The organism is Rahnella victoriana (assembly GCF_021276285.1).
Taxonomy (GTDB): Bacteria; Pseudomonadota; Gammaproteobacteria; order Enterobacterales; family Enterobacteriaceae; genus Rahnella; species Rahnella victoriana.
In genome coordinates this window covers 4,028,587-4,049,201 of sequence record NZ_CP089919.1, presented here as the reverse complement: position 1 = coordinate 4,049,201, position 20,615 = coordinate 4,028,587, and the positions used below count along the sequence as shown (strand labels likewise).

The window sequence follows — 20,615 nt, the reverse complement described above, 5'->3', positions numbered from 1 at the left end:
ACGGCACCTTTTTTCATTATGCGCCCCCGTCATTTCCTCCGCTGATAAACGCTTACAATTCGTGGCAAAAAAGCCGCTAAATTCATATCGCTGAAAATTCTGTAATGTTATACCGTTACGCCCGGTCAACTTCGCACTTACAGGCCTGAAGCCTGCGTCGCGGGTTATTTTTTTCTCTATTTGCCGGAACGGTTATGAGCATAAATAAGGCATCCGGATGTGATGACGTCAGTAAGCCGCTGCGCTTTCAGTCAGCCGCCGGTCACACGCGCTGGCTGAACGGGCTGATCAACGGGATCATGGTGATCAGCAGCGTGCTGTATCTGATCTTGCTGATGTTGTATCTGATCTCCCCGCAATCGGTCTGGCCGTGGGTGACCGGCAATATCATGGCGGCGATGTGGGTTTGTGCGGCCTCCCTGCAATGCGCCCGGCGCATCTCCCGCTGGCGGGCGCAACAGTTTGCCCCTGCGGTGGCCACCGCCACGCCGGACGCGCCTTCCGGATTTTTCCAACGTCTGATTGCCCGCCCGTGGATGCGTCCGGTTTTGCGGTATGTCGACGCGCACGTGTTCTTCCAGGCACTTCCTGCGTTAGCCGCATTACTGCTTATTACGTTGTTGTGGCAACTGCCGTTACCGGCAAATGAAGCGGGTAACGCAGGGCTGATTGCCGGTTCGGTATTCATTCTCTGCGCCTTTGCCGTCCTGGTTCTGGAGCGTCACTGGACGTTAAAAAATCCGCTGGAATGGCCGGAAGCGGCAAAGCTGGCACCGCTGATGCGTATGATGATTGGCGTCTTTTTGCTGACGGCGCTGGCCCTGATGTTTGCCCGTGGTGACCGCGTGTGGCCTGCGCATCTGCTGGTGCTGACTGGCGGATTACCGGCACTGGTGGCGCTGGAGCTTTTCCTGCGTGCGCTGATGGCGGTGTTTTCGCCGCCGCGTGAGGATAAAGAGCCGGAGTTTATTGCCGCAAGCCTGCTGGCCGCGCAGATTTGCTGGCCTCCGCGCCCGTTACAATTTGTTCAAAACGAACTGCATCAGCATTTTGGCATCGATCTTCGCCAGATCTGGGCGTTCCAGTTTATACGCCGGGCGCTGCTGCCGCTGGGCGCCATCTTGCTGCTGACCGGCTGGCTGCTGACGGGCATCAGTGAGGTGCCGCTGACGCAACGGGGGATTTATGAATCCTTCGGTAAACCGGTGGCGGTCAGGCAGCCCGGTTTACATATCGGTTTACCCTGGCCTTTTGGCCGCACGCTGATGGTCGATAACGGCGAAGTGCACGAACTCACCACCGGATCAGAAGAACCGATGCCCCCCGCGCCAGCTGAGGTGGCCGATACTGCCGAAGGTCCGGCACCGGAAAGCGCGAACCGGTTGTGGGATTCGAATCACAGCAGCGACAAATCACAAATCATCGCCAGTGCCAGCAATGACCGTCAGAGTTTTCAAATCATGGATATGGACGTGCGCTTTGTGTACCGCGTCGCCATGAACGATAACGCGGCAATGGCAAGCCTCTATCACACTGAGAATATGCCGGTGCTGATCCGCAGTATCGCCAATCAGGTGCTGGTGCATGATTTTTCCTCACGCACCCTCGACAGCCTGCTGGGCAGTGAACAGACACGTCTCGCCGCAGACATTGGCCGCAACGTGCAGGCGCAGCTTGATCACCTCAACAGCGGTGTGGAACTGCTGGCGACCGTGATTGAATCTATCCATCCGCCTGCGGGCGCGGCTGATGCTTATCACAGCGTGCAGGCAGCACAAATTCTGGCGCAAAGCGCGATTGCCGGTGAGAAAGGGCAGGCCGCACAGCAGCTGAATGCCGCGCAGCAATTTGCCCGTCTGGCGCTCGATACGGCCACGGCACAAAGTCATGAAAGCCGCGATCAGGCGCAGGTCATGGCGCTGCGGTCTGACGCAGAAAATCAGGCGTGGCAGACCGGTGGACAGTCATTCCTGACCGAGCGTTATTTCAGCCAGCTGATTCTGGCAATGCAACAGCATCCGAAGGTTCTGATTATCGATCACCGTATCGGAGGCGAAACGCCGCCGGTGCTGGATCTGAGAAATTTTACCCTGCCATTTACGCCCGGCGCGGATAAAGCGGCGCATCCTGTTAAAGCGGAGACTACCCGGTGAGTGATTCTCAACAACCTGACAGCCATCAACACGACCACGACGCCCACGGCGGGCATCATCACGGTGGCGGACATCACCATCACCATCATCATTCCGGCCCTGCTGCGCCCAAACTCTGGCGACGGGTCACGGTTGCCGTGGTGCTGGTTGCGCTGATTGCCGCCACGGCCTGTCTGGTGCAGGTGCGTTCCGGCGAAGCGATGGTCATCACCCGTTTCGGTGATCCGGTGCGCGTTCTGCTCAATCCGGGACTGGCGTGGCATCTGCCGGTGCCGCTGGAGACCGCTATCCCGGTGGATTTGCGTATCCGCACCACGTCGAGCGGTTTGCAGGATGTGGGCACGCGCGATGGCCTGCGCATCATTGTGCAGGCGTATACCGTCTGGCAGGTGAAAAACGATCCCCTGCATGTGCAGCGGTTTATCCGTGCGGTACAGAATCAGCCGGATATGGCGGCGGCGCAGATCCGGACGTTTATCGGTTCGGCGCTGGAAACCACCACCAGCGGTTTTGCGCTGGCGGATCTGGTCAACACCGACGCCAGCAAAATTCGTCTCTCCGGTTTTGAACAGCATTTGCATGACCAGATTGCCCGTCAGTTGCTCGACAGCTATGGCATCGAACTGGTGCAGGTGGGCGTTGAACGGCTGACGTTACCTTCCGTCACGCTCGATGCAACCGTGGATCGCATGCGTGCAGAACGGGAAACCATCGCCACCGAGCGTTCTGCCGAGGGCAAGCGACAGGCGGCGGAAATCCGTTCTTCTGCTGAACGCGACGCCCGCGTGATGAAGGCCGATGCGTCCGTTAACGCGGCCAATATTGAAGCGCAGGCGCAGGTGCAGAGCGCGGCGATATACGCCAAAGCCCGCGCCGGTAACCCTGAATTATACGACCTGCTGCGCTCGCTCGACACGCTCAGCAATGTGATGACACCGGGCACACAACTGGTGCTGCGCACCGATGCGGCACCGTTCCGGCAACTGGTTGAAGGCCCGCCCACATTACCGGCTGCTACCAGCGGATTGCGGCCATGAATCCGTTATCCCGCTTTCAGGGAAATGCCTGGTTTCAGGCGGGGCGGATGGCGTATCTGGCGCTGTTTGTCCTGACGCTGATTGCCGCCGCCAGCTGGCTGTTTTCCAATGTCCGGCAGATAGAGCCGGATAAGCGTGCGGTGGTGATGCGCTTCGGGGCGGTTTCCCGCACGGCGGGAGCCGGGCTGCTTCTGGCGTGGCCGGAACCGCTGGAGCAGGTGGACATTTTACCCGCCGCTGACAGGGTGATTGAACATCATGTTACCGCTTTGCTGAGAGCGGAAACTGTCCCGGCATGGACCAATACCGGCGGCGAGAAAAGTGACGCGGTCGCCGGTGCGGGCTATCTGCTGACCGGCGATGCCGGTGTGGTTCAGCTGGATGTGCAGGTGTATTACGTCATCACCGATCCGGTGGCGTTTGTGTTGCAGGGGGAGCATGTGTTACCGGCGCTGGATCGCTTAACCGAGCATGCGGCGGTGGCGATTTGTGCCTCACGCGATCTGGATACCATTCTGGTGGCGCGTCCGGAAATGGTGGGTAACGGCAATCATATTGCCGAACGTCGTGAACGGCTGCGCGGCGATTTACGTCAGGGCATTAATCAGCAACTCGCGGCCCTCAGCGCGGCAGGCAGCAGCGCCGGTATCGAGGTGCGGCGCGTGGACGTGCAGTCATCTCTGCCACCGTCTGCGGTTGATGCATTTAACGCGGTACTGACGGCCAGCCAGCAGGCGGAGCAAAACATTGCCAGCGCCGGTAACGAGGCTGCCCGCGTTCATCAGGATGCGGTTCAGTCGGCCGACCGCGCTTTGCAGGTTTCTCATGCCAAAGCCAGCGAACAAATTGCACGGGCCTCCACGGAGACCGCGACCATCGTGCAACTGGCCGATGATCATTCCCCGGAATTACTCTGGCGTTTATGGCGCGAACGGATGCCTGCCATTCTCGCCCATGCTGGCGGCGTTACGGCCGTTGATCCCCACGACGACGCACATCTGATCCTGCCGGGGCCAGATCGTCCTTCCTCTCAACCCTGAGGTATTACTACTGTGACGTCTGTTTCTTCTGAAGAACCGCCAATTTCGCCATCGAAAGGGGCACTGTTAACGCGCCATGAACAGCGGAACATGGCGGCGCAATTGCTTCTGGCGATGGCGGCAATGGGTCTGTTGCTGTGTGGCTGGATCTGGCAGGGGGTATTCCCGCAGCAAAGCGGTGTCGGACAAATTCTGTTTGGCCTGGCGTCGCTGCTGGTGGCGGTGCCGGTTCTGCGATCGGCGATTTACAGTTTGCGCAATCCCAGCCTGCATGGCGTGACCGATCAGCTGATTGCGTTAGCCATGCTCGGGGCGTGGGCCACCGGTGATCTGATGACCGCCGCCTTGCTGCCGGGGATCATGATTTTTGGTCATATTCTGGAAGAACGCAGCGTGATAGGTTCGCAGGAGGCCATCGGCGCCCTCAGCCAGCTGACCCGCAGCCGCGCCCGCCGGATATTCCCTGACGGTAAGATTGAAGAGATCGACAACCACCTGTTGCAACCCGGCGACCGCGTTGAAGTGCGTGCCGGTGACCGGCTGCCCGCTGATGGACGTGTTTTATCCGGCAGTGCCAGTCTGGATACCGCGCCGATCACCGGGGAATCTGTGCCACAGGAAGCCCGTGCGGGAGATGACGTTTTCGGCGGAGCCATTAATCTGGACGGACTGCTGACGATCGAAATCACACGCACCGGTGCGCAGGCCACGCTGGGAAAAGTGATTGCGCTGATGCAGGAAGCCGAACGCGCCAAGCCGCCGATCACCCGTCTGCTCGAACGTTATGCCGGACAATATCTGGTGCTGATCCTGCTGATTGCGGCGGCAACCTGGTTTGTTACCCGCGATGCTCACGCTATGCTGGCAGTGCTGGTCGCCGCCTGTCCGTGCGCATTGGTGCTTTCCGCGCCCGCCACAGCCATCGCCGGGATCGCCGTGGCCGCGCGTCACGGTATTCTGATCCGCAGTTCGGCATTTCTGGAGGAACTGGCGGATCTGAATGCCATTGTGGTGGATAAAACCGGCACGCTGACCCACGGAGAACTGCATCTGCAACGAACCGTGCTGGCAGACAATCAATCCGCTGAAGCCGCGCTGCGGCTGGCGGCCAGTCTGGGGGCAGCGAGCAGTCATCCGGTCAGCCGGGCGCTGGCAAAGTTACTGCCGCGTGACCACTATTTGCCGCTCGACGCCGTTTCAGAACAGCAGGGCATGGGCGTGCGGGCGCAAACCGAACAGGGCGAGGCGCTGCTGGGCCGTCCTGCTTTTTTCAGCCAGAACCGTATCGCGGTGACGGACGAACCTGAACATGACGGTCCGCTGGTCGGGCTGGCGCTGAACGGGCGTTTCATCGGCTGGCTGCTGCTGGCGGATTCATTACGGCCTGAGGCGCAGACCGCGCTGGCTGAACTGCGTCAGCTGGGGCTGCAACGACAGCTTCTGTTAACCGGCGACCGCGCCAGTGTGGCCCATCGTATTGCCGGTGAAGTGGGTATCGATCAGGTGGTGGCGCAGGCGTTGCCGGAAGATAAACTGCAACATGTTTCTGCACAAATCGCACAGGGCTTCCGGCCGATGGTGGTCGGTGACGGCATTAATGATTCACTGGCGTTAAAAGCGGGTGTCGTGGGGATTGCAATGGGCGCGGGCGGCAGTGATATTGCACTGGCCTCCGCCGACGTGGTGCTGATCGGCAGTGATTTACGTCGTCTGGGCACCTGTGTCCGCCTGAGCCGGGCATGCCGTCACGTACTGAAAGTGAATGTGCTGATAGGGCTGGGCTGGACGCTGATCGTCATGGCGGCGGCCGCGCTGGGATGGCTTGGCGCGGGCGGCGTACTGATTGCCGCGTTGCTGCACAATCTCAGCACCTTGCTGGTGCTGGCTAACGCCGGACGTTTACTGCGTTTCGACGAGCCACTTTAAGAAAGCAAAAGGGCGCAAAATATTGCGCCCTTGAAAAAACGAGGTGTCGGGAAAGTATTAAAGCTCAGCTTTAAACGTATGCAGGCGGCGCATGGTTTTTTCCAGGCCTTCCTTCATCAGCAGTTCAGTACAGCGCAGTGACTCATCAATCGCATCGTCAATCAGCTTCTGTTCATTGGCTGGCGGCTTGCCCAGCACAAATCCCACCACTTTGCTTTTATCGCCCGGATGGCCGATGCCAATGCGCAGACGGTAGAAGTTCGGGTTATTACCGAATTTACTCTGAATATCTTTCAGACCGTTATGGCCGCCGTTACCGCCACCGAGTTTAATTTTCGCCATGCCCGGCGGGATATCCAGCTCGTCATGGGCGACCAGAATTTCATCCGGCTCAATGCGGTAGAACTGCGCCATTGCCAGTACCGCTTTGCCGCTGAGGTTCATAAAGGTGGTCGGCACCAGCAGACGCACGTCCTGACCGGCCAGCGACAGGCGGGCGGTATAGCCAAAAAACTTACTTTCTTCTTTCAGTTGCTGGTTGTGCTGGCGGGCGAGGAGGTCGACGTACCAGGCACCGGCGTTATGGCGGGTCTGGGCGTACTCGGCGCCGGGATTGGCCAGTCCAACGATCAATTTAATGCTGCTCACGATGTTCACTTCTTTAGCGGGTGAGGTGTAGCGGGCTAGTTTACCTGTCACTTTTGGCTGTGCCAAACATCCGACGCGTTAATTCGCCGCAGATAGGCAGGTTTTTGAATAGTTTATAGCGCTAACTATTTACCCTTCGAACGTATATGACTGGAAAACGTAAAGATTTGTCATTCAATGTTCTCCGTCTGTGATCGTGACCGCAAAGTGAACCGGATGGGACGTCTATAGTTAAGGCAGGAAAAGACAAGACAGCAATGATGCTAAGACTATCGACAACTGGAGGTGACAGATGAAACGTAAAACCGCAACAGTATTAGGCAACGGCCTGATGGGACTCGGTTTGCTCACAATGGTCGTTGGTGTTGGCTATTCCATATTAAATCAGTTACCTGAGCTTGGCCTGCCGCAGTTCCTTGCGCATGGCGCCATCGCCAGCATCTTCGTCGGCGCAATTTTGTGGCTGGCAGGGGCGAGGATTGGCGGACGTGAACGCGTCGCAGATCGTTACTGGTGGGTGCGTCACTTCGACTCCCGCTGCACCAACAGCAAGTCACACCGCCATTCCTGAGTGTGACTGGCCTGCAGTAAAGCCTGACCATAAAAAAAACCGTTGTCGCTTACACGATAACGGTTTTTTGCATTTCTGGTTCCTGCACGGCAAACGCCCCTGAAAACAGGGGCAGGATGATCAATGCTCGAACATGGCAGAAATGGATTCTTCGTTGCTGATACGGCGGATAGCCTCAGCCAGCATGCCTGACAGGGTCAGGGTACGGACTTTTTTCAGCGCACGGATTTCCGCAGACAGCGGAATGGTGTCACAGACAATCACTTCGTCGATGACGGAGTTTTTGATGTTTTCCACCGCGTTGCCGGAGAAGATCGGGTGAGTGGCATAAGCGAATACGCGTTTAGCACCGCGTTCTTTCAGTGCTTCGGCAGCTTTACACAAGGTGCCGCCGGTATCGATCATGTCATCAACCAGCACGCAGTCACGACCCGCAACATCACCGATGATGTGCATCACCTGAGAAACGTTTGCGCGTGGACGACGTTTATCAATGATGGCCATATCCGTGTCGTTCAGCAGTTTTGCTACGGCACGGGCGCGGACAACACCGCCGATGTCCGGAGAAACGACAATCGGGTTTTCCAGATTCTGTTGCAGCATGTCTTCGAGCAGAATAGGGCTGCCGAAAACGTTGTCTACAGGTACATCGAAGAAGCCCTGAATTTGTTCTGCGTGCAGGTCGACAGTCAGAACACGGTCAACGCCCACGCTGGACAGGAAGTCAGCCACCACTTTCGCGGTGATGGGCACACGGGCAGAACGCACCCGGCGATCCTGACGTGCATAGCCAAAGTAAGGAATAACGGCTGTGATACGACCAGCGGAGGCGCGGCGTAAGGCATCAACCATCACGACCAGTTCCATCAGGTTATCGTTAGTAGGCGCGCAGGTGGACTGGATAATGAAAATATCTCCGCCACGTACATTTTCGTTAATTTGCACGCTTACTTCACCGTCGCTAAAACGACTGACGGCGGCGTCACCAAGGCTGGTGTATAAACGGTTGGCAATACGTTGTGCTAGTTCCGGGGTGGCGTTACCAGCAAAAAGCTTCATATCAGGCACGAGAAGAACCTCAGGCTTGCGTCCAGGGAAGACATTGGCTTTTGGCACCACCGGGCGGTGAGCGGTACCAAAGCATTATGCTCACGATACTTCTAAATCTTACTACTTAAATCTGTTGAATAATTGGCTGGCAAAGAACAGACACAAAACCACTGTGACTCTCTACGCTTTGCCCGCAGTTCTCAACCAGACGTCACGAAAACGATGCAACGGCGAAATATTAACACCTTGCGCGACAAAACCCCGACTCCACGATGGCATTTTGTCCAAAACCTGACGGGCGGCAGACTCGGTGTCGAATTCTGCAAACACACAAGCACCGGTTCCGGTCAGTCGCGACGGCGCGTATTCTAACAGCCAAGAAAGAAGCTGTTCAACCTCGTAAAAACGTTTTCTCGCAATCGGTTCGCAATCATTTGCGTAAGGCGTGTTCAAAAGCACATTAACAGGGCGTTTTGCTGTATTTCTGGTCAGTTCAGGATCGCCAAAAATAACCGGGGTCGGAATACTCACGCCGGGGTGGGCGACCAGATACCATTTTTCTTGCGGTTCAACCGGTTGCAAAATCTCACCAATGCCTTCAGCAAAGGCAGCATGCCCCATCACAAACACCGGCACATCCGCGCCGAGCGTGACACCAAGCCTGACCAGTTCGCTATCGGATAAACCACAGGCCCACAACGTATTCAGCGCCACCAGCACGGTCGCTGCGTTCGACGAACCGCCACCCAGACCGCCACCCATCGGAATATGTTTTTGCAGGGAAATGTCAGCGCCCAGAGTGATCCCCGCATGCTTTTGCAGCAGGCGGGCGGCGCGAACCACCAGATTATCTTCGTTTGCCACGCCTTCAACCGGCGTGGTCAGCACGATATTGCCGTCCGCGCGGAGGTGAAAACTCAGGCTGTCGCCGTAATCGACAAACTGAAACAGTGTCTGTAAATCATGGTAGCCATTCGGGCGCTGGCCGGTGATATAAAGGAACAAATTGAGTTTAGCCGGAGAAGGCCACAATTGCTGTGTCATCTCAGTTTAACGTCCAGTTATCCATTTTCAGTTTGATGCGCTGTTCGCCCTGGGTCATTTCCAGACGTTGCGGGAGGGAAGGTTTAGCATCGGCATCATAGCTCTGATACACCACCGTACCCGGTTTGCCATTCTGCGTGAAATTCACCTGAGACAGACGATACTGGCTGTCGAGGGTGAAATCAGTGCCATCACCCGGCAGGCCGAGCATCCATAAACGCAGGTTAGCCAGCGGGATCGACATACCGGTCAGTTTCTGGATCATGTCATCCGGATTATCACTGGTGTAATGCTTGCCTTGATTATTGGTCAGCTGCGCAATGCCGCTTTGCACTTTCAGCTCCATTTCGGTGCTGCCCAGCGGATTGGTCAGCAATAAACGGTAGCTGTCCGGAGAATACTGTTGCCAGAAGAAGCGGGCATAGACTTTCTGTTTATCGGAAAGATAGGCGAAAGAACCACGGGTCTGATAATGCTCAAGTTGTTTCACCTGAGCTTCATGCTCGCGCCATTGCGGAGATGTCGGGCTGGTCGCCGGGCCTTTCGGTGCATTTATTGAACAAGCCGCAAGGACTAAGCTTGCAAGAGGGAGAAGGCGAACAAAATGTGCTTTACGCATTGGCATAACAGATTAAATCCTTTGTGCTTTGGCGAAATGGGGTGCCAGGGCAAATGTGGCGTGCGTCAGTTTAGCACAGCAGAAGCGTTGGATGATCTCAACCCTGCGCAGATGATCGGCGATCAATTCGTTTTGGGACAATGCTGATGTGTAAAAGGATTTGTCTGATGCCGGAACTGTAATCTGATGCGGGCGGGATCCGTATAGAGCGACGCGTTCTTTAATACAGACAGTGGAATTCCGTGACGGGACACATTGTCTGCTTAATAACGCGGCGGTATTCTAAAGCCCTTATAAACATATGGATATAACGAATGGATACGGTTGAAGAAATCAATGGAACATATTTTTATCACGGGTTAGCCAATGTATCCCCTCAGGAGTTATTTTGGTTAATTTTCGCTGAGGCCTTTGCTAAACATGAAGGGATTGCAGTAGAAACCGCCTCGATGATCATTGTTGGTTGGCCAATAATACCAAAATTCAAAGGGTTAGGTAAATCAACTTGGGATACCAGCATCGCCTCTAAGGCGTGCCGTGCAATCTTTAAAGATATGCGCTTTATCAACCCCGTAGAAACACCTGTAGGTTTGATGAAAACACGCATGACAAAAAGTATTGGCGCAGCTGTAGGTCGTTATGCGCCTTTCGTGGGGGGCACGATCCCGGCTATGATAATATTTGGAGTTATAGCCAGAGAAACACGAAATAAATACAACCTGATTGCCCGACCAAAAGACCGTATAGAATGGACGTATTTCTGATGGTCGATGAGCGCGAAATTCTTAGGTACATCACTGAAAACTATAGTGCACGGGAAAAGGCTGTTCTTAAAGAATGGACATTTCAAGAACATTTCAATTTTGTTCAGGAAGAACTAGAAGAGATGTTAGTCGATCTTTTTACTCGCTACGGCATTTCATATGACAACTTTGATTTAGATAATTACTTTGAACCAGAATGGCCCCTATGGTTATGGTGGAAAAAATTTCAACGCAGGAAGTACAAACCCCTGACTGTTGAAATGATTATCGAATCTGCGAAAGCAGGGCGCTGGCTTTATGATTAAGGGGCCTTAGCCCCTTTTTTGCGGTCGGATGTTATGCAGTCTGACGGTCGTCCCAGGAGTCGGAATAGATGATATTGCCATCGTTGTGCTTCCAGGTGATTTTCTCGTAACGCAGTTCGACTGTTTCGAGATGGTTATTATTTGGATCGTTACTGGATGCCATTGTGGGAGAAATAGAGACAATCCGAACACCTTCTAACAGCATGTTGAAATACTCTACTTCCTGACCAGCATCATTGATCCGATACCATTTGATTTCAGCTGACGTAAGGCATTGGCCCGTTGCTACTGCCTTATAAATGTAAGGGCTTGAGCAGTCAAAATCTTTTATAAGCAGCATGGGTGAATGAATACGGGTACTTGTGATTTTCCCTGTACGGTCATCAGTCGGTGTCATCAGGTTGTGATGAAATCCCTTAACCTCAATACTGTACTCCCGACCATTCACATCCACCCCGCCTTTAATCAGCGCGCCGCCATCGTCTTTAAGCCACAAATAAGCTGGTATTGCCATTTCCATAAGTCCCTTTTGAGAGTGAGGGAATAAGTTATGCCGATGAACCGCCCGAAACAATCAGGCTCATCGTAAAAAATTGATTTTCAGAGGTTTATTATTGATGAGCGTTCATTGATGAAGGGAAGGGACACGTTGCTCAACATATTGTTTGGGGCATTTTGGGGTTAATACGGTGCTGAACACCGGTAGTTTTTCGGAAATGCAGCATAACTGACGCATTCCACAAATCAGGCTGCACGCCGCTTTCTGCCTGGTTTTACACCCGGAACAGAAATAAACCCACATCATATTTAACCGAAGGTGCTGTTCGCCTTTTATTGATCTCGCGCATCTTGTAGAATGCGCAGCAGACGTAAACCCATACTATTATAAAGTATAAGTCGATAATCGCTCCCCATATGACCCTGCTTGCATTAGGTATCAACCACAAAACCGCCCCGGTGTCTCTGCGTGAACGGGTAACTTTTTCACCCGAGACCCTCGATCAGGCGCTCTCCAGTCTGCTCCAGCAACCGCTGGTGCAGGGCGGTGTCGTGTTGTCTACCTGCAACCGCACTGAACTGTATCTGAGTGTCGAGCAACAGGAAAACCTGCAAGAGCAACTGGTGAAGTGGTTGTGCGATTATCATCATCTCAGTGAAGATGAAGTCCGCAAAAGTCTGTACTGGCATCATGATAATGACGCCGTCAGCCATCTGATGCGTGTCGCCAGCGGTCTGGATTCGCTGGTACTGGGCGAGCCGCAAATTCTCGGTCAGGTCAAAAAAGCCTTCGCCGAATCGCAAAACGGCCAGGCCGTTTCCGGTGAACTGGAGCGTCTGTTCCAGAAATCTTTCTCCGTCGCCAAACGCGTGCGCACGGAAACCGATATCGGTGCCAGTGCTGTTTCTGTGGCGTTTGCGGCCTGTACGCTGGCGCGTCAGATTTTCGAATCCCTTTCTGAAGTGAATGTGTTGCTGGTCGGTGCGGGTGAAACCATCGAACTGGTGGCGCGTCATCTGCATCAGCACAATGTTCGTCACATGATGATTGCCAACCGTACGCGTGAACGCGCGCAGTCGCTGGCAACAGAAGTGAATGCGGAAGTGATCAGCCTGCAGGATATCGATTCCCGTCTGGCAGAAGCCGACATTATTATCAGTTCCACCGCCAGCCCGTTGCCGATCATCGGTAAAGGCATGGTGGAGCGCGCATTAAAAGCCCGCCGTAACCAGCCGATGCTGATGGTGGATATCGCCGTTCCGCGTGATATCGAGCCGGAAGTGGGCAAACTGGCTAACGTTTATCTGTACAGCGTCGATGACCTGCACAGCATCATTCAAAACAATCTTGCTCAGCGTAAAGCGGCCGCCATTCAGGCGGAAACCATCGTCGAGCAGGAGAGTTCCAACTTCATGGCCTGGCTGCGTTCGCAGGGAGCCGTTGAAATTATTCGTGATTATCGCTCGCGTGCTGATATTATTCGCGCCGACGCACAAGCAAAAGCTCTGGCTGCCATTGCTCAGGGTGCTGACGTCGAAGCGGTGATCCATGAATTAGCCCACAAATTGACAAACCGCCTTATTCACGCACCAACCCGTTCCCTGCAACAGGCAGCCAGCGACGGTGACGTGGAGCGTTTGCAAATTTTACGCGACAGCCTCGGGCTGGGTCAGCAATAGTTCTCCTTTTCTCACAGGGTTAAACACCACGCATGAAGCCTTCTATTGTTGCCAAACTGGAAGCGTTACAAGAGCGCCACGAAGAAGTGCAGGCGATGCTTGGCGATGCCAGCGTTATCGCTGATCAGGATAAATTCCGCAGTCTTTCCCGCGAATATTCTCAGTTAACGTCCGTCTCCGAATGTTTTCTGGCCTGGCGTCAGGCGCAGGATGATTTAGAAACGGCTGAAATGATGCTCGACGATCCTGAGATGCGCGAAATGGCGCAGGACGAGATCAAAGACTGCAAAGCCACTCTCGAAGAACTCGAACAGAAATTACAGCTTCTGCTGCTGCCAAAAGATCCTGATGATGAACGCGGTTGTTTCCTTGAAATTCGCGCCGGAACCGGCGGTGATGAAGCAGCCATCTTTGCCGGTGATTTATTCCGTATGTACAGCCGTTACGCTGAATCGCGTCGCTGGCGTGTGGAAATTGTCAGCGCCAGCGAAGGTGAACACGGCGGCTATAAAGAAGTGATCGCCAAAATCAGCGGCGACGGCGTTTACGGCCAGTTCAAGTTTGAGTCAGGCGGTCACCGCGTTCAGCGTGTGCCGGAAACCGAATCTCAGGGACGTATCCATACGTCCGCCTGTACCGTGGCGGTATTGCCGGAAATTCCTGAAGCCGAACTGCCGGAAATCAACGCGGGCGATTTGCGTATTGATACCTTCCGTTCATCGGGCGCAGGCGGCCAGCACGTTAACACCACCGATTCTGCTATCCGTATTACCCACATTCCAACCGGTATTGTGGTGGAATGTCAGGACGAACGTTCGCAGCATAAAAACAAAGCCAAAGCGATGTCTGTGCTGGGCGCGCGTATCCGGGCGGCAGAAATGGCGAAACGTCAGGCGGAAGAGTCTTCGACACGCCGTAACCTGCTCGGCAGCGGTGACCGTTCCGACCGTAACCGTACCTATAACTTCCCGCAGGGGCGTGTGACCGACCACCGTATCAATCTGACGATTTACCGTCTTGATGAAGTGATGGAAGGCAAACTCGACAGTCTGATCCAGCCGATCGTGCAGGAATATCAGGCTGACCAACTCGCCGCGCTGTCTGAGCAGGACTGATGGATTTTCAGTCCTGGCTGCGTGATGCCACCCGTTGTCTTGCTGCGGGTGAAAGCCCGAAGCGGGATGCTGAAATTTTGCTCGGCTTTGTCACCGGCCGGGCAAGAACGTTTATTATGGCATTCGGCGAAACGCCGCTGACCGCTGAACAACTTCAACAACTGGACACTCTGCTGGCGCGACGCGAGCAGGGCGAACCGGTGGCGTACCTGACCGGTGAGCGCGAGTTCTGGTCGCTGCCCTTATCTGTTTCTCCCGCAACATTAATCCCCCGTCCTGATACCGAGTGTCTGGTTGAACAGGCGCTGATGCGATTACCTGCAGAGCCTGTCAGCGTGCTGGATCTCGGCACAGGAACCGGTGCGATTGCGCTGGCGCTGGCCAGTGAGCGCCCGGATTGCCAGGTCACCGGCGTCGATTTGCAACCTGATGCCGTGAGCCTGGCGCAACATAATGCGCAAAAGCTGGCGATCCCCAATGCGCGGTTTTTGCAGGGGAGCTGGTTTGCGCCGGTAGAAGGCGAGTGTTTCGCGCTGATTGCCAGCAATCCGCCGTACATTGATGCTGCCGATCCCCATCTGAGTGAAGGCGATGTGCGTTTTGAGCCTGCCAGCGCGCTGGTAGCAGAAAACGCCGGTCTGGCTGATCTGGCTCATATCATTCAGGCGGCACCCGCGTATCTTCAGCAGGGGGGCTGGTTATTGCTGGAGCACGGCTGGCAGCAGGCATCTGATGTGCAGGCGCTGTTCCGTGATGCCGGTTATCAGCAGGTCGGGACCGTGAAAGATTACGGGGACAATGACCGTGTCACGCTTGGTCAGTGGATTTCCGCACGCCCTTAGTCATCACTTCAATGAATAAAAATCTAAAAAACAAAGGAAACGGGCAATGGCATATGTCTGGATTAAGCATCTGCATCTGGTCACGATCACCCTGAGTATTGGTTTGTTTGTTTTACGATTTTTTTGGAAATGGGCGGGTTCTGCTATGATGCAGAAACGCTGGGTGAAGATCGTTCCACATATCGTGGACACGTTGCTGTTATTAAGCGGTATTTCGCTTATCTTCATCACACACTTTTATCCGTTCAGCCCGCAGGGAACCTGGCTGACCGAAAAGATTTTTGGCGTTATTATCTATATCGCGCTGGGTTTTGTGGCCCTGAGCAAGCGACCCGTCAGTCAGAAAACCCGCTGGCTGGCCTTTATTCTGGCGCTCGCTTGCCTGTATCTGATTCTTAAACTGGCGCTGACGAAAATACCGCTGCTAATGGGATAACTATGAGTACCCTTGCTGATTTTGAATTTAACACCGCTCCGCTCAGTACCGGAGTGATCAAAGTAACGGAATCCGTGCGTTTTGATTTCAATGCGGACGACGTTCGCCACCAGTTACAAGCGCTGGTCGATGAAGCACGCCGTGTCGTTCCTGAAGATCTGGATCAGGATCAGCAGCTCGAAGCGTTGATTGAACTGTTCTACCGGACCTGGGGATTTGGCGGGGCGGGCGGCGTTTACCGGCTTTCTGATGCCATCTGGATAGACAAAGTGTTGTCATCCCGTCAGGGCACGCCGGTGTCGCTTGGCGTGATTTTCCTGCATATCGCCCATGAGCTGGATTTGCCGCTGATGCCGGTTATTTTTCCGACCCAGCTCATTATGCGTGCCGACTGGCTCGATGAAGAGATGTGGCTGCTCAACCCGATTAACGGCGACACGCTCAACGAGCATATGCTCAGCGTGTGGCTGAAAGGCAATCTGGGTGTGATGGCGGAAATCGAAGACGATGATCTGGATGAAGCGGAAAATACGCTGATCGTGCGTAAGATGCTCGATACGCTGAAAGCCGCGCTGATGGAAGAGAAACAGTTCGAGCTGGCGCTGCGTGCCAGCGAAACGGTGCTGCAGTTTGATCCGGAAGATCCGTATGAAATCCGCGACCGCGGGCTGATTTACGCCCAGCTGGAATGCGACCATGTGGCGATTTCTGATCTCAACTATTTTGTTGAACAGTGCCCGGAAGACCCGATTTCAGAAGTGATTAAAGTGCAGATCCATTCGATCGAGCACAAGCAAGTCACCTTGCACTAATTTATACTTACCTTACGTCACATCGGGCAAGACAAGATAAAACAAGACGTTATCCTCTTGCCGGGTGAAAGATTTATCACTAAAAAGGCCAAAGCATGAAACATAAAGTGGTTAGCATTCAGGACATCAACGTCGCCAACGATCTGCCGTTTGTGTTGTTCGGTGGGATGAACGTACTCGAATCGCGCGATATGGCGATGCGGGTGTGTGAACATTACGTCACCGTGACACAGAAACTGGGCATTCCTTACGTGTTCAAGGCGTCTTTCGATAAAGCCAACCGCTCATCTATTCATTCTTACCGTGGTCCGGGTCTGGATGAAGGCATGAAGATTTTCCAGGAGCTGAAAAAAGCATTCGGCGTGAAAATCATCACTGACGTTCATGAATCCTGGCAGGCACAGCCTGTTTCCGAAGTCGTGGATGTGATTCAGTTGCCAGCCTTCCTGGCCCGCCAGACTGATCTGGTTGAAGCGATGGCGAAAACCGGCGCCGTCATTAACGTGAAAAAACCTCAGTTCGTCAGCCCGGGTCAGATGGGTAACATCGTTGATAAATTCAAAGAAGGCGGCAACGATCAGGTGATTCTGTGTGATCGCGGCAGCAACTTCGGTTATGACAACCTGGTTGTCGACATGCTGGGCATGAACGTGATGATCAATGCTACCGGCGGCCATCCGGTGATCTTCGACGTAACCCACGCCCTGCAAACCCGTGACCCGTTCGGTGCCGCTTCCGGCGGTCGTCGTGCGCAGGTGGCAGAACTGGCGCGCGCTGGTATGGCGGTCGGTATCGCCGGTCTGTTCATCGAAGCGCATGAAGATCCGGAACACGCGAAATGCGACGGTCCTTCTGCATTGCCGCTGGATAAACTGGAGCCGTTCCTGGTGCAGATGAAAGCCATCGACGATCTGGTGAAAAGCTTCCCGGCGCTCGATACCAGCAAATAATCTGTCTCAGCCAGATAAAACAAAGGCGACCCTCGGGTCGCCTTTGTCGTTTAGCGGATCGGCTTTTTACAGCGCGTCCTGCAACGAACTGTGGAAACTCAGTTTGCCTTCCACCGGCTGCATTCTGGCGCGGGCCAGGGTTTTCAGCGGCTGGAAAGGGATCTCAGCCATCCGCAGTTCAGTATCCTGCGGCAAGGTGTCGATGAAATGACGCAAGGCACTGACACCACCGGCGTCCAGAACGGCCACGCGATCCCACAAGAGAACAATGACTTTCTGGCCTTCGCTGCGCACCTGTAACTCACTGAAAATACGTTCTGCGGCGGCAAAGAACAGCGGGCCGTTAATCCGCAACACCAGCGTATCTTCCGGTGTATCGGCGAGTACTTCCGTCAGACGGGTCAGTTTGGCGATACGGCGCATAAACAGCAGCGATGCCATGACGATACCGGCGGTGATGGCAATCACCATGTCGAACAGCACTGTCAGGCTCATGCAGGTCAGCATCACCAGAATGTCGTCTTTCGGCGCACGACGCAGTAAATCCACCACTTTATGCGCTTCACTCATGTTCCATGCCACCATCAGCAGCAGCGCCGCCATGGCCGCCAGCGGCAGCCATGACAGCAGCGGGGCGAGAATGAGCAGGGCGAGGATCACCAGCAGCGAGTGAATAATGGCCGATACCGGCGATGTCGCACCGGCACGAACGTTCGCCGCGGAACGGGCAATCGCCGCCGTTGCGGTAATGCCGCCAAAGAACGGGCTGACCATATTCCCGATACCCTGACCGATCAGCTCATTGTCGGAATGGTGTTTCTTACCGGTCATGCCGTCGAGCACCACGGCGCACAGCAGGGATTCAATCGCGCCGAGCATGGCCATTGAAAACGCCGCCGGTAACAGCGCCTGAACCAGCGACCAGCTGAGGCCCGCCTCACCGTGTTGCCCCCAGGGCAGCGCGAACTGCGGCAGAATCGGCGGAATACCATTGCCTTGTGAACCGTCGGGCAACAGAAAGTGGAAACGCGAACCGATGGTTGCCACCGGATGCCCGGCCTGCATGAAGACGGCCATCACCGCGCAGCCCGCCAGCAGCGCCGGAAGATGTCCGGGGATGCGTAATCCCAGTTTCGGCCAGATAATCAGCACGCCCAGCGTCACGATGCCGATGGCCGCATCGCCGGTATCCAGCGTCGGCAGCGCCATCACCAGCGCGGCAACTTTGCTCAGATAATGCTCCGGCACCGTCGCCATGGTCAGACCGAAGAAGTCTTTAAACTGCATCGTCCCGATGGTGATCGCAATGCCGGAAGTAAAGCCGAGCGTGACCGGCAGCGGAATGTATTCAATCAGCCGCCCGAAGCGCGCCAGCCCCATCAGCAGAAGCATGACGCCTGACATAAGGGTTGCCAGCAATAACCCGGACAAACCGAATTGCTGTGACACGGGATAGAGGATGACGACAAAGGCCGCCGTCGGACCGGAGACGCTGAAACGCGATCCGCCGAAAACCGCAATGACAATCCCGGCAATGGCCGACGTATACAGCCCGTATTGCGGCGGTACACCACTGCCTATCGCCAGCGCCATCGCCAGCGGGATGGCAATAATCCCCACGGTGACGCCCGCAATGGCATCTTTGAGTAAACGTTGAAGCGTATATTTTTCACGAAAACAGGCGTCTATCAGTGCGCTAAATGGCCTGATATGGCGTCTTCCTGAAGTATTCATAGGATATAAATCACCTGACAGAAGAATGGATATCAACCCGGTATTCCTTCACCGGAAAAAACGTAGCCTACGCCTTTCAGACCCGCTTCGTGTAGACATAAATCAAGGCTTGTTAACACAAAGGGGGACGGCACACCTTTCAGTGTAATTCTTCGCAATGTGATGTGCCGCCAGATATTTGACACATGAATACGATGAAGGCATTCATCATCTATATTTAAGTTAATACCCGTAAATCAGCCGGGGAAAGCGTGGGAGGACGCACTTATCTATGCCGGACATCTTGTCGCTGTGGAGTTTGTATGCGGATATTTGCGTTACGTATGCCACGCTTTCAATCAGTTTTTTTGTACTGAGTCGCAGCGAACCTTTTACCTTCAAGGGTTCCCACTGGAAACGGGTGATATTTGGCGTCATTGCCGGGATTACGGCGCTTTATCTGCGTGGCAATCAGCTCGTGCTGACGGACAACCTGTCGTTCAGTTTTGAAATGTTGCCCATGATTTTAGTGACATTTTTTGGCGGCTGGCTGAGCGGGTTGTGCAGTTTCCTGACGGCGTTCTTTTTCAGCGGAATGCTCACCCTCAATAATCTGTTTATCGCCATTATTCTCGGCACCTTATTTCTATTCCGGGTCTGGCGCAGGCGTAAACATCGGGAATTGTACATTACGATTGTGCTGGTCGGTATTTTCCGCTTGCTGCTGGTGTCGGGATTACATGGCATTAAGGTGCCGTGGACAGAACTTATTTTCTATCAGGTGATTGCGGCGTTCTGCATGATCTTGTGTTATCACGCGCTAAATTATAAAGAAATCTATATGAATAAAGTCTTCACCATTCGCGTGAAGGCTGCCACTGATGAACTGACGCAAATTAATAACCGCGCCAGTATTGATTACTGGCTGGCGCAGCGGCAGATCCAGCGCGAAGCCTGCGGATTAATTCTGCTGGATATTGATAACTTTAAACGGGTGAATGACACGCTGGGGCATCTGGTCGGAGATCGCGTATTAATTGAAGTCGGGCGTTTACTGCGCCATCTGACCCGCAACGATGATTTTGCCGGGCGTTACGGCGGCGAGGAATTTCTGATCATGACGTCGGCCTACGATCCCGACACGCTGTTGTCGATTGCCGAACGTATCCGTCAGGAAGTGGAAAACTGCGTGATCATGCTTGAGGACGGACGCGAGCTTAAAGTGACGGTGTCGCTGGGGGTGTCGCTCTATCTGCCGGGCATGATTATCCGTAAGTCACTGAAACTGGCCGATCTCTCGCTTTATGAGGCGAAACGGCAGGGCAAAAACCGCGTGGTGGGCAGTTCGATACTGACGCTGGCGGCGCTGGGGCACAAACGTCATTATTCCAAATTATAAAAAGGAGCCGTAA

20 protein-coding genes are annotated in these 20,615 nt (G+C 54.5%); 14 read left to right on the top strand and 6 right to left on the bottom strand.

Features of this window, described 5'->3' with window-relative positions; genetic code table 11:
* Positions 1-194 precede the first annotated feature (194 nt).
* The 4 genes from J9880_RS18685 to J9880_RS18670 are packed head-to-tail and all read left to right on the top strand — an operon-like array spanning position 195 to position 6,156.
* The gene (locus J9880_RS18685; RefSeq protein WP_232769752.1) at positions 195-2,153 is read left to right on the top strand and encodes an SPFH domain-containing protein; all 1,959 of its coding nucleotides are present in this window, start codon (positions 195-197) and stop codon (positions 2,151-2,153) included.
* Complete coding sequence (gene hflC, locus J9880_RS18680; RefSeq protein ID WP_131692768.1) at positions 2,150-3,190, top strand: protease modulator HflC; 1,041 nt, start codon at positions 2,150-2,152, stop codon at positions 3,188-3,190. The genes J9880_RS18685 and hflC overlap by 4 nt, the downstream gene beginning before the upstream one ends.
* Entirely contained in the window at positions 3,187-4,230 is a 1,044-nt protein-coding gene (gene hflK, locus J9880_RS18675) for a protease modulator HflK (protein ID WP_013575595.1), read from the top strand. Before hflC ends, hflK begins: the two co-directional genes overlap by 4 nt.
* 12 nt (positions 4,231-4,242) lie before the next feature.
* The gene (locus J9880_RS18670) at positions 4,243-6,156 is read left to right on the top strand and encodes a heavy metal translocating P-type ATPase (RefSeq protein WP_232769751.1); all 1,914 of its coding nucleotides are present in this window, start codon (positions 4,243-4,245) and stop codon (positions 6,154-6,156) included.
* A 57-nt stretch (positions 6,157-6,213) separates the two neighbouring features.
* Here the strand turns inward: J9880_RS18670 and pth are convergent, their stop codons facing one another.
* Positions 6,214-6,804: an aminoacyl-tRNA hydrolase gene (gene pth / locus J9880_RS18665; RefSeq protein WP_165497936.1), complete on the bottom strand. Its 591-nt coding sequence runs from the start codon at positions 6,802-6,804 to the stop codon at positions 6,214-6,216.
* 292 nt (positions 6,805-7,096) lie between these two features.
* Here pth and ychH point away from each other — a divergent pair, with 292 nt between their 5' ends.
* On the top strand, positions 7,097-7,375 hold the full coding sequence (gene ychH / locus J9880_RS18660) for a stress-induced protein YchH (RefSeq protein ID WP_095921986.1): 279 nt from the start codon (positions 7,097-7,099) through the stop codon (positions 7,373-7,375).
* A 120-nt stretch (positions 7,376-7,495) separates the two neighbouring features.
* Here ychH and prs read toward each other — a convergent pair whose 3' ends face one another.
* The 3 genes from prs to lolB all read right to left on the bottom strand — a co-directional run bounded on the left by prs (position 7,496) and on the right by lolB (position 10,094).
* Positions 7,496-8,443 (bottom strand): ribose-phosphate diphosphokinase, encoded by a 948-nt coding sequence (gene prs, locus J9880_RS18655; RefSeq protein ID WP_013575591.1) that lies wholly within the window; start codon positions 8,441-8,443, stop codon positions 7,496-7,498.
* A 162-nt stretch (positions 8,444-8,605) separates the two neighbouring features.
* Positions 8,606-9,469 carry a 4-(cytidine 5'-diphospho)-2-C-methyl-D-erythritol kinase gene (gene ispE, locus J9880_RS18650; RefSeq protein WP_133823783.1) on the bottom strand — a complete coding sequence of 288 codons (864 nt, stop codon included), beginning with the start codon at positions 9,467-9,469 and terminating at the stop codon, positions 8,606-8,608.
* Between the two features lies 1 nt (position 9,470).
* Positions 9,471-10,094, bottom strand: coding sequence for a lipoprotein insertase outer membrane protein LolB (gene lolB, locus J9880_RS18645; protein WP_095921988.1), 624 nt, complete (start codon positions 10,092-10,094; stop codon positions 9,471-9,473).
* A 308-nt stretch (positions 10,095-10,402) separates the two neighbouring features.
* Between lolB and J9880_RS18640 the strand changes: the two genes are divergently transcribed.
* Complete coding sequence (locus tag J9880_RS18640; protein WP_232769750.1) at positions 10,403-10,852, top strand: STM2901 family protein; 450 nt, start codon at positions 10,403-10,405, stop codon at positions 10,850-10,852.
* Positions 10,837-11,157 (top strand): DUF1493 family protein, encoded by a 321-nt coding sequence (locus J9880_RS18635; protein WP_195817095.1) that lies wholly within the window; start codon positions 10,837-10,839, stop codon positions 11,155-11,157. The genes J9880_RS18640 and J9880_RS18635 overlap by 16 nt, the downstream gene beginning before the upstream one ends.
* Positions 11,158-11,188: 31 nt before the next feature.
* Here J9880_RS18635 and J9880_RS18630 read toward each other — a convergent pair whose 3' ends face one another.
* Positions 11,189-11,671 (bottom strand): Hcp family type VI secretion system effector, encoded by a 483-nt coding sequence (locus tag J9880_RS18630; protein ID WP_232769749.1) that lies wholly within the window; start codon positions 11,669-11,671, stop codon positions 11,189-11,191.
* 401 nt (positions 11,672-12,072) lie between these two features.
* On the opposite strand from J9880_RS18630, the gene hemA reads away from it, so the two are divergent.
* From hemA to kdsA, 6 genes are all read left to right on the top strand, one after another.
* Positions 12,073-13,335, top strand: coding sequence for a glutamyl-tRNA reductase (gene hemA / locus J9880_RS18625; RefSeq protein ID WP_095921991.1), 1,263 nt, complete (start codon positions 12,073-12,075; stop codon positions 13,333-13,335).
* Positions 13,336-13,367: 32 nt separating this feature from the next.
* Entirely contained in the window at positions 13,368-14,450 is a 1,083-nt protein-coding gene (gene prfA, locus J9880_RS18620; RefSeq protein ID WP_095921992.1) for a peptide chain release factor 1, read from the top strand.
* A complete protein-coding gene (gene prmC / locus J9880_RS18615) occupies positions 14,450-15,292 on the top strand; it encodes a peptide chain release factor N(5)-glutamine methyltransferase (protein ID WP_232769748.1) in 843 nt (280 codons plus the stop codon). Before prfA ends, prmC begins: the two co-directional genes overlap by 1 nt.
* A gap of 46 nt (positions 15,293-15,338) precedes the next feature.
* Complete coding sequence (locus J9880_RS18610; protein ID WP_095921994.1) at positions 15,339-15,728, top strand: SirB2 family protein; 390 nt, start codon at positions 15,339-15,341, stop codon at positions 15,726-15,728.
* Positions 15,729-15,730: 2 nt separating this feature from the next.
* Positions 15,731-16,540, top strand: coding sequence for an invasion regulator SirB1 (sirB1, locus tag J9880_RS18605; RefSeq protein ID WP_095921995.1), 810 nt, complete (start codon positions 15,731-15,733; stop codon positions 16,538-16,540).
* A gap of 95 nt (positions 16,541-16,635) precedes the next feature.
* Positions 16,636-17,490, top strand: coding sequence for a 3-deoxy-8-phosphooctulonate synthase (kdsA, locus tag J9880_RS18600; protein ID WP_095921996.1), 855 nt, complete (start codon positions 16,636-16,638; stop codon positions 17,488-17,490).
* Positions 17,491-17,556: 66 nt separating this feature from the next.
* Here the strand turns inward: kdsA and dauA are convergent, their stop codons facing one another.
* Positions 17,557-19,224, bottom strand: a complete 1,668-nt coding sequence (gene dauA / locus J9880_RS18595) for a C4-dicarboxylic acid transporter DauA (protein WP_232769747.1) — start codon at positions 19,222-19,224, stop codon at positions 17,557-17,559.
* A 271-nt stretch (positions 19,225-19,495) separates the two neighbouring features.
* On the opposite strand from dauA, the gene J9880_RS18590 reads away from it, so the two are divergent.
* Entirely contained in the window at positions 19,496-20,602 is a 1,107-nt protein-coding gene (locus tag J9880_RS18590; RefSeq protein ID WP_195817100.1) for a GGDEF domain-containing protein, read from the top strand.
* Positions 20,603-20,615 lie beyond the last annotated feature (13 nt).

Coding starts and splice junctions, on each gene's coding strand:
- dauA (WP_232769747.1), bottom strand. CDS start 19,224: ATGAATACTTCAGGAAGACGCCATATCAGGCCATTTAGCGCACTGATA.
- J9880_RS18590 (WP_195817100.1), top strand. CDS start 19,496: ATGCCGGACATCTTGTCGCTGTGGAGTTTGTATGCGGATATTTGCGTT.
- hflK (WP_013575595.1), top strand. CDS start 3,187: ATGAATCCGTTATCCCGCTTTCAGGGAAATGCCTGGTTTCAGGCGGGG.
- ychH (WP_095921986.1), top strand. CDS start 7,097: ATGAAACGTAAAACCGCAACAGTATTAGGCAACGGCCTGATGGGACTC.
- sirB1 (WP_095921995.1), top strand. CDS start 15,731: ATGAGTACCCTTGCTGATTTTGAATTTAACACCGCTCCGCTCAGTACC.
- prfA (WP_095921992.1), top strand. CDS start 13,368: ATGAAGCCTTCTATTGTTGCCAAACTGGAAGCGTTACAAGAGCGCCAC.
- prmC (WP_232769748.1), top strand. CDS start 14,450: ATGGATTTTCAGTCCTGGCTGCGTGATGCCACCCGTTGTCTTGCTGCG.
- J9880_RS18610 (WP_095921994.1), top strand. CDS start 15,339: ATGGCATATGTCTGGATTAAGCATCTGCATCTGGTCACGATCACCCTG.
- kdsA (WP_095921996.1), top strand. CDS start 16,636: ATGAAACATAAAGTGGTTAGCATTCAGGACATCAACGTCGCCAACGAT.
- J9880_RS18640 (WP_232769750.1), top strand. CDS start 10,403: ATGGATACGGTTGAAGAAATCAATGGAACATATTTTTATCACGGGTTA.
- lolB (WP_095921988.1), bottom strand. CDS start 10,094: ATGCCAATGCGTAAAGCACATTTTGTTCGCCTTCTCCCTCTTGCAAGC.
- J9880_RS18635 (WP_195817095.1), top strand. CDS start 10,837: ATGGACGTATTTCTGATGGTCGATGAGCGCGAAATTCTTAGGTACATC.
- ispE (WP_133823783.1), bottom strand. CDS start 9,469: ATGACACAGCAATTGTGGCCTTCTCCGGCTAAACTCAATTTGTTCCTT.
- hemA (WP_095921991.1), top strand. CDS start 12,073: ATGACCCTGCTTGCATTAGGTATCAACCACAAAACCGCCCCGGTGTCT.
- J9880_RS18630 (WP_232769749.1), bottom strand. CDS start 11,671: ATGGCAATACCAGCTTATTTGTGGCTTAAAGACGATGGCGGCGCGCTG.
- J9880_RS18685 (WP_232769752.1), top strand. CDS start 195: ATGAGCATAAATAAGGCATCCGGATGTGATGACGTCAGTAAGCCGCTG.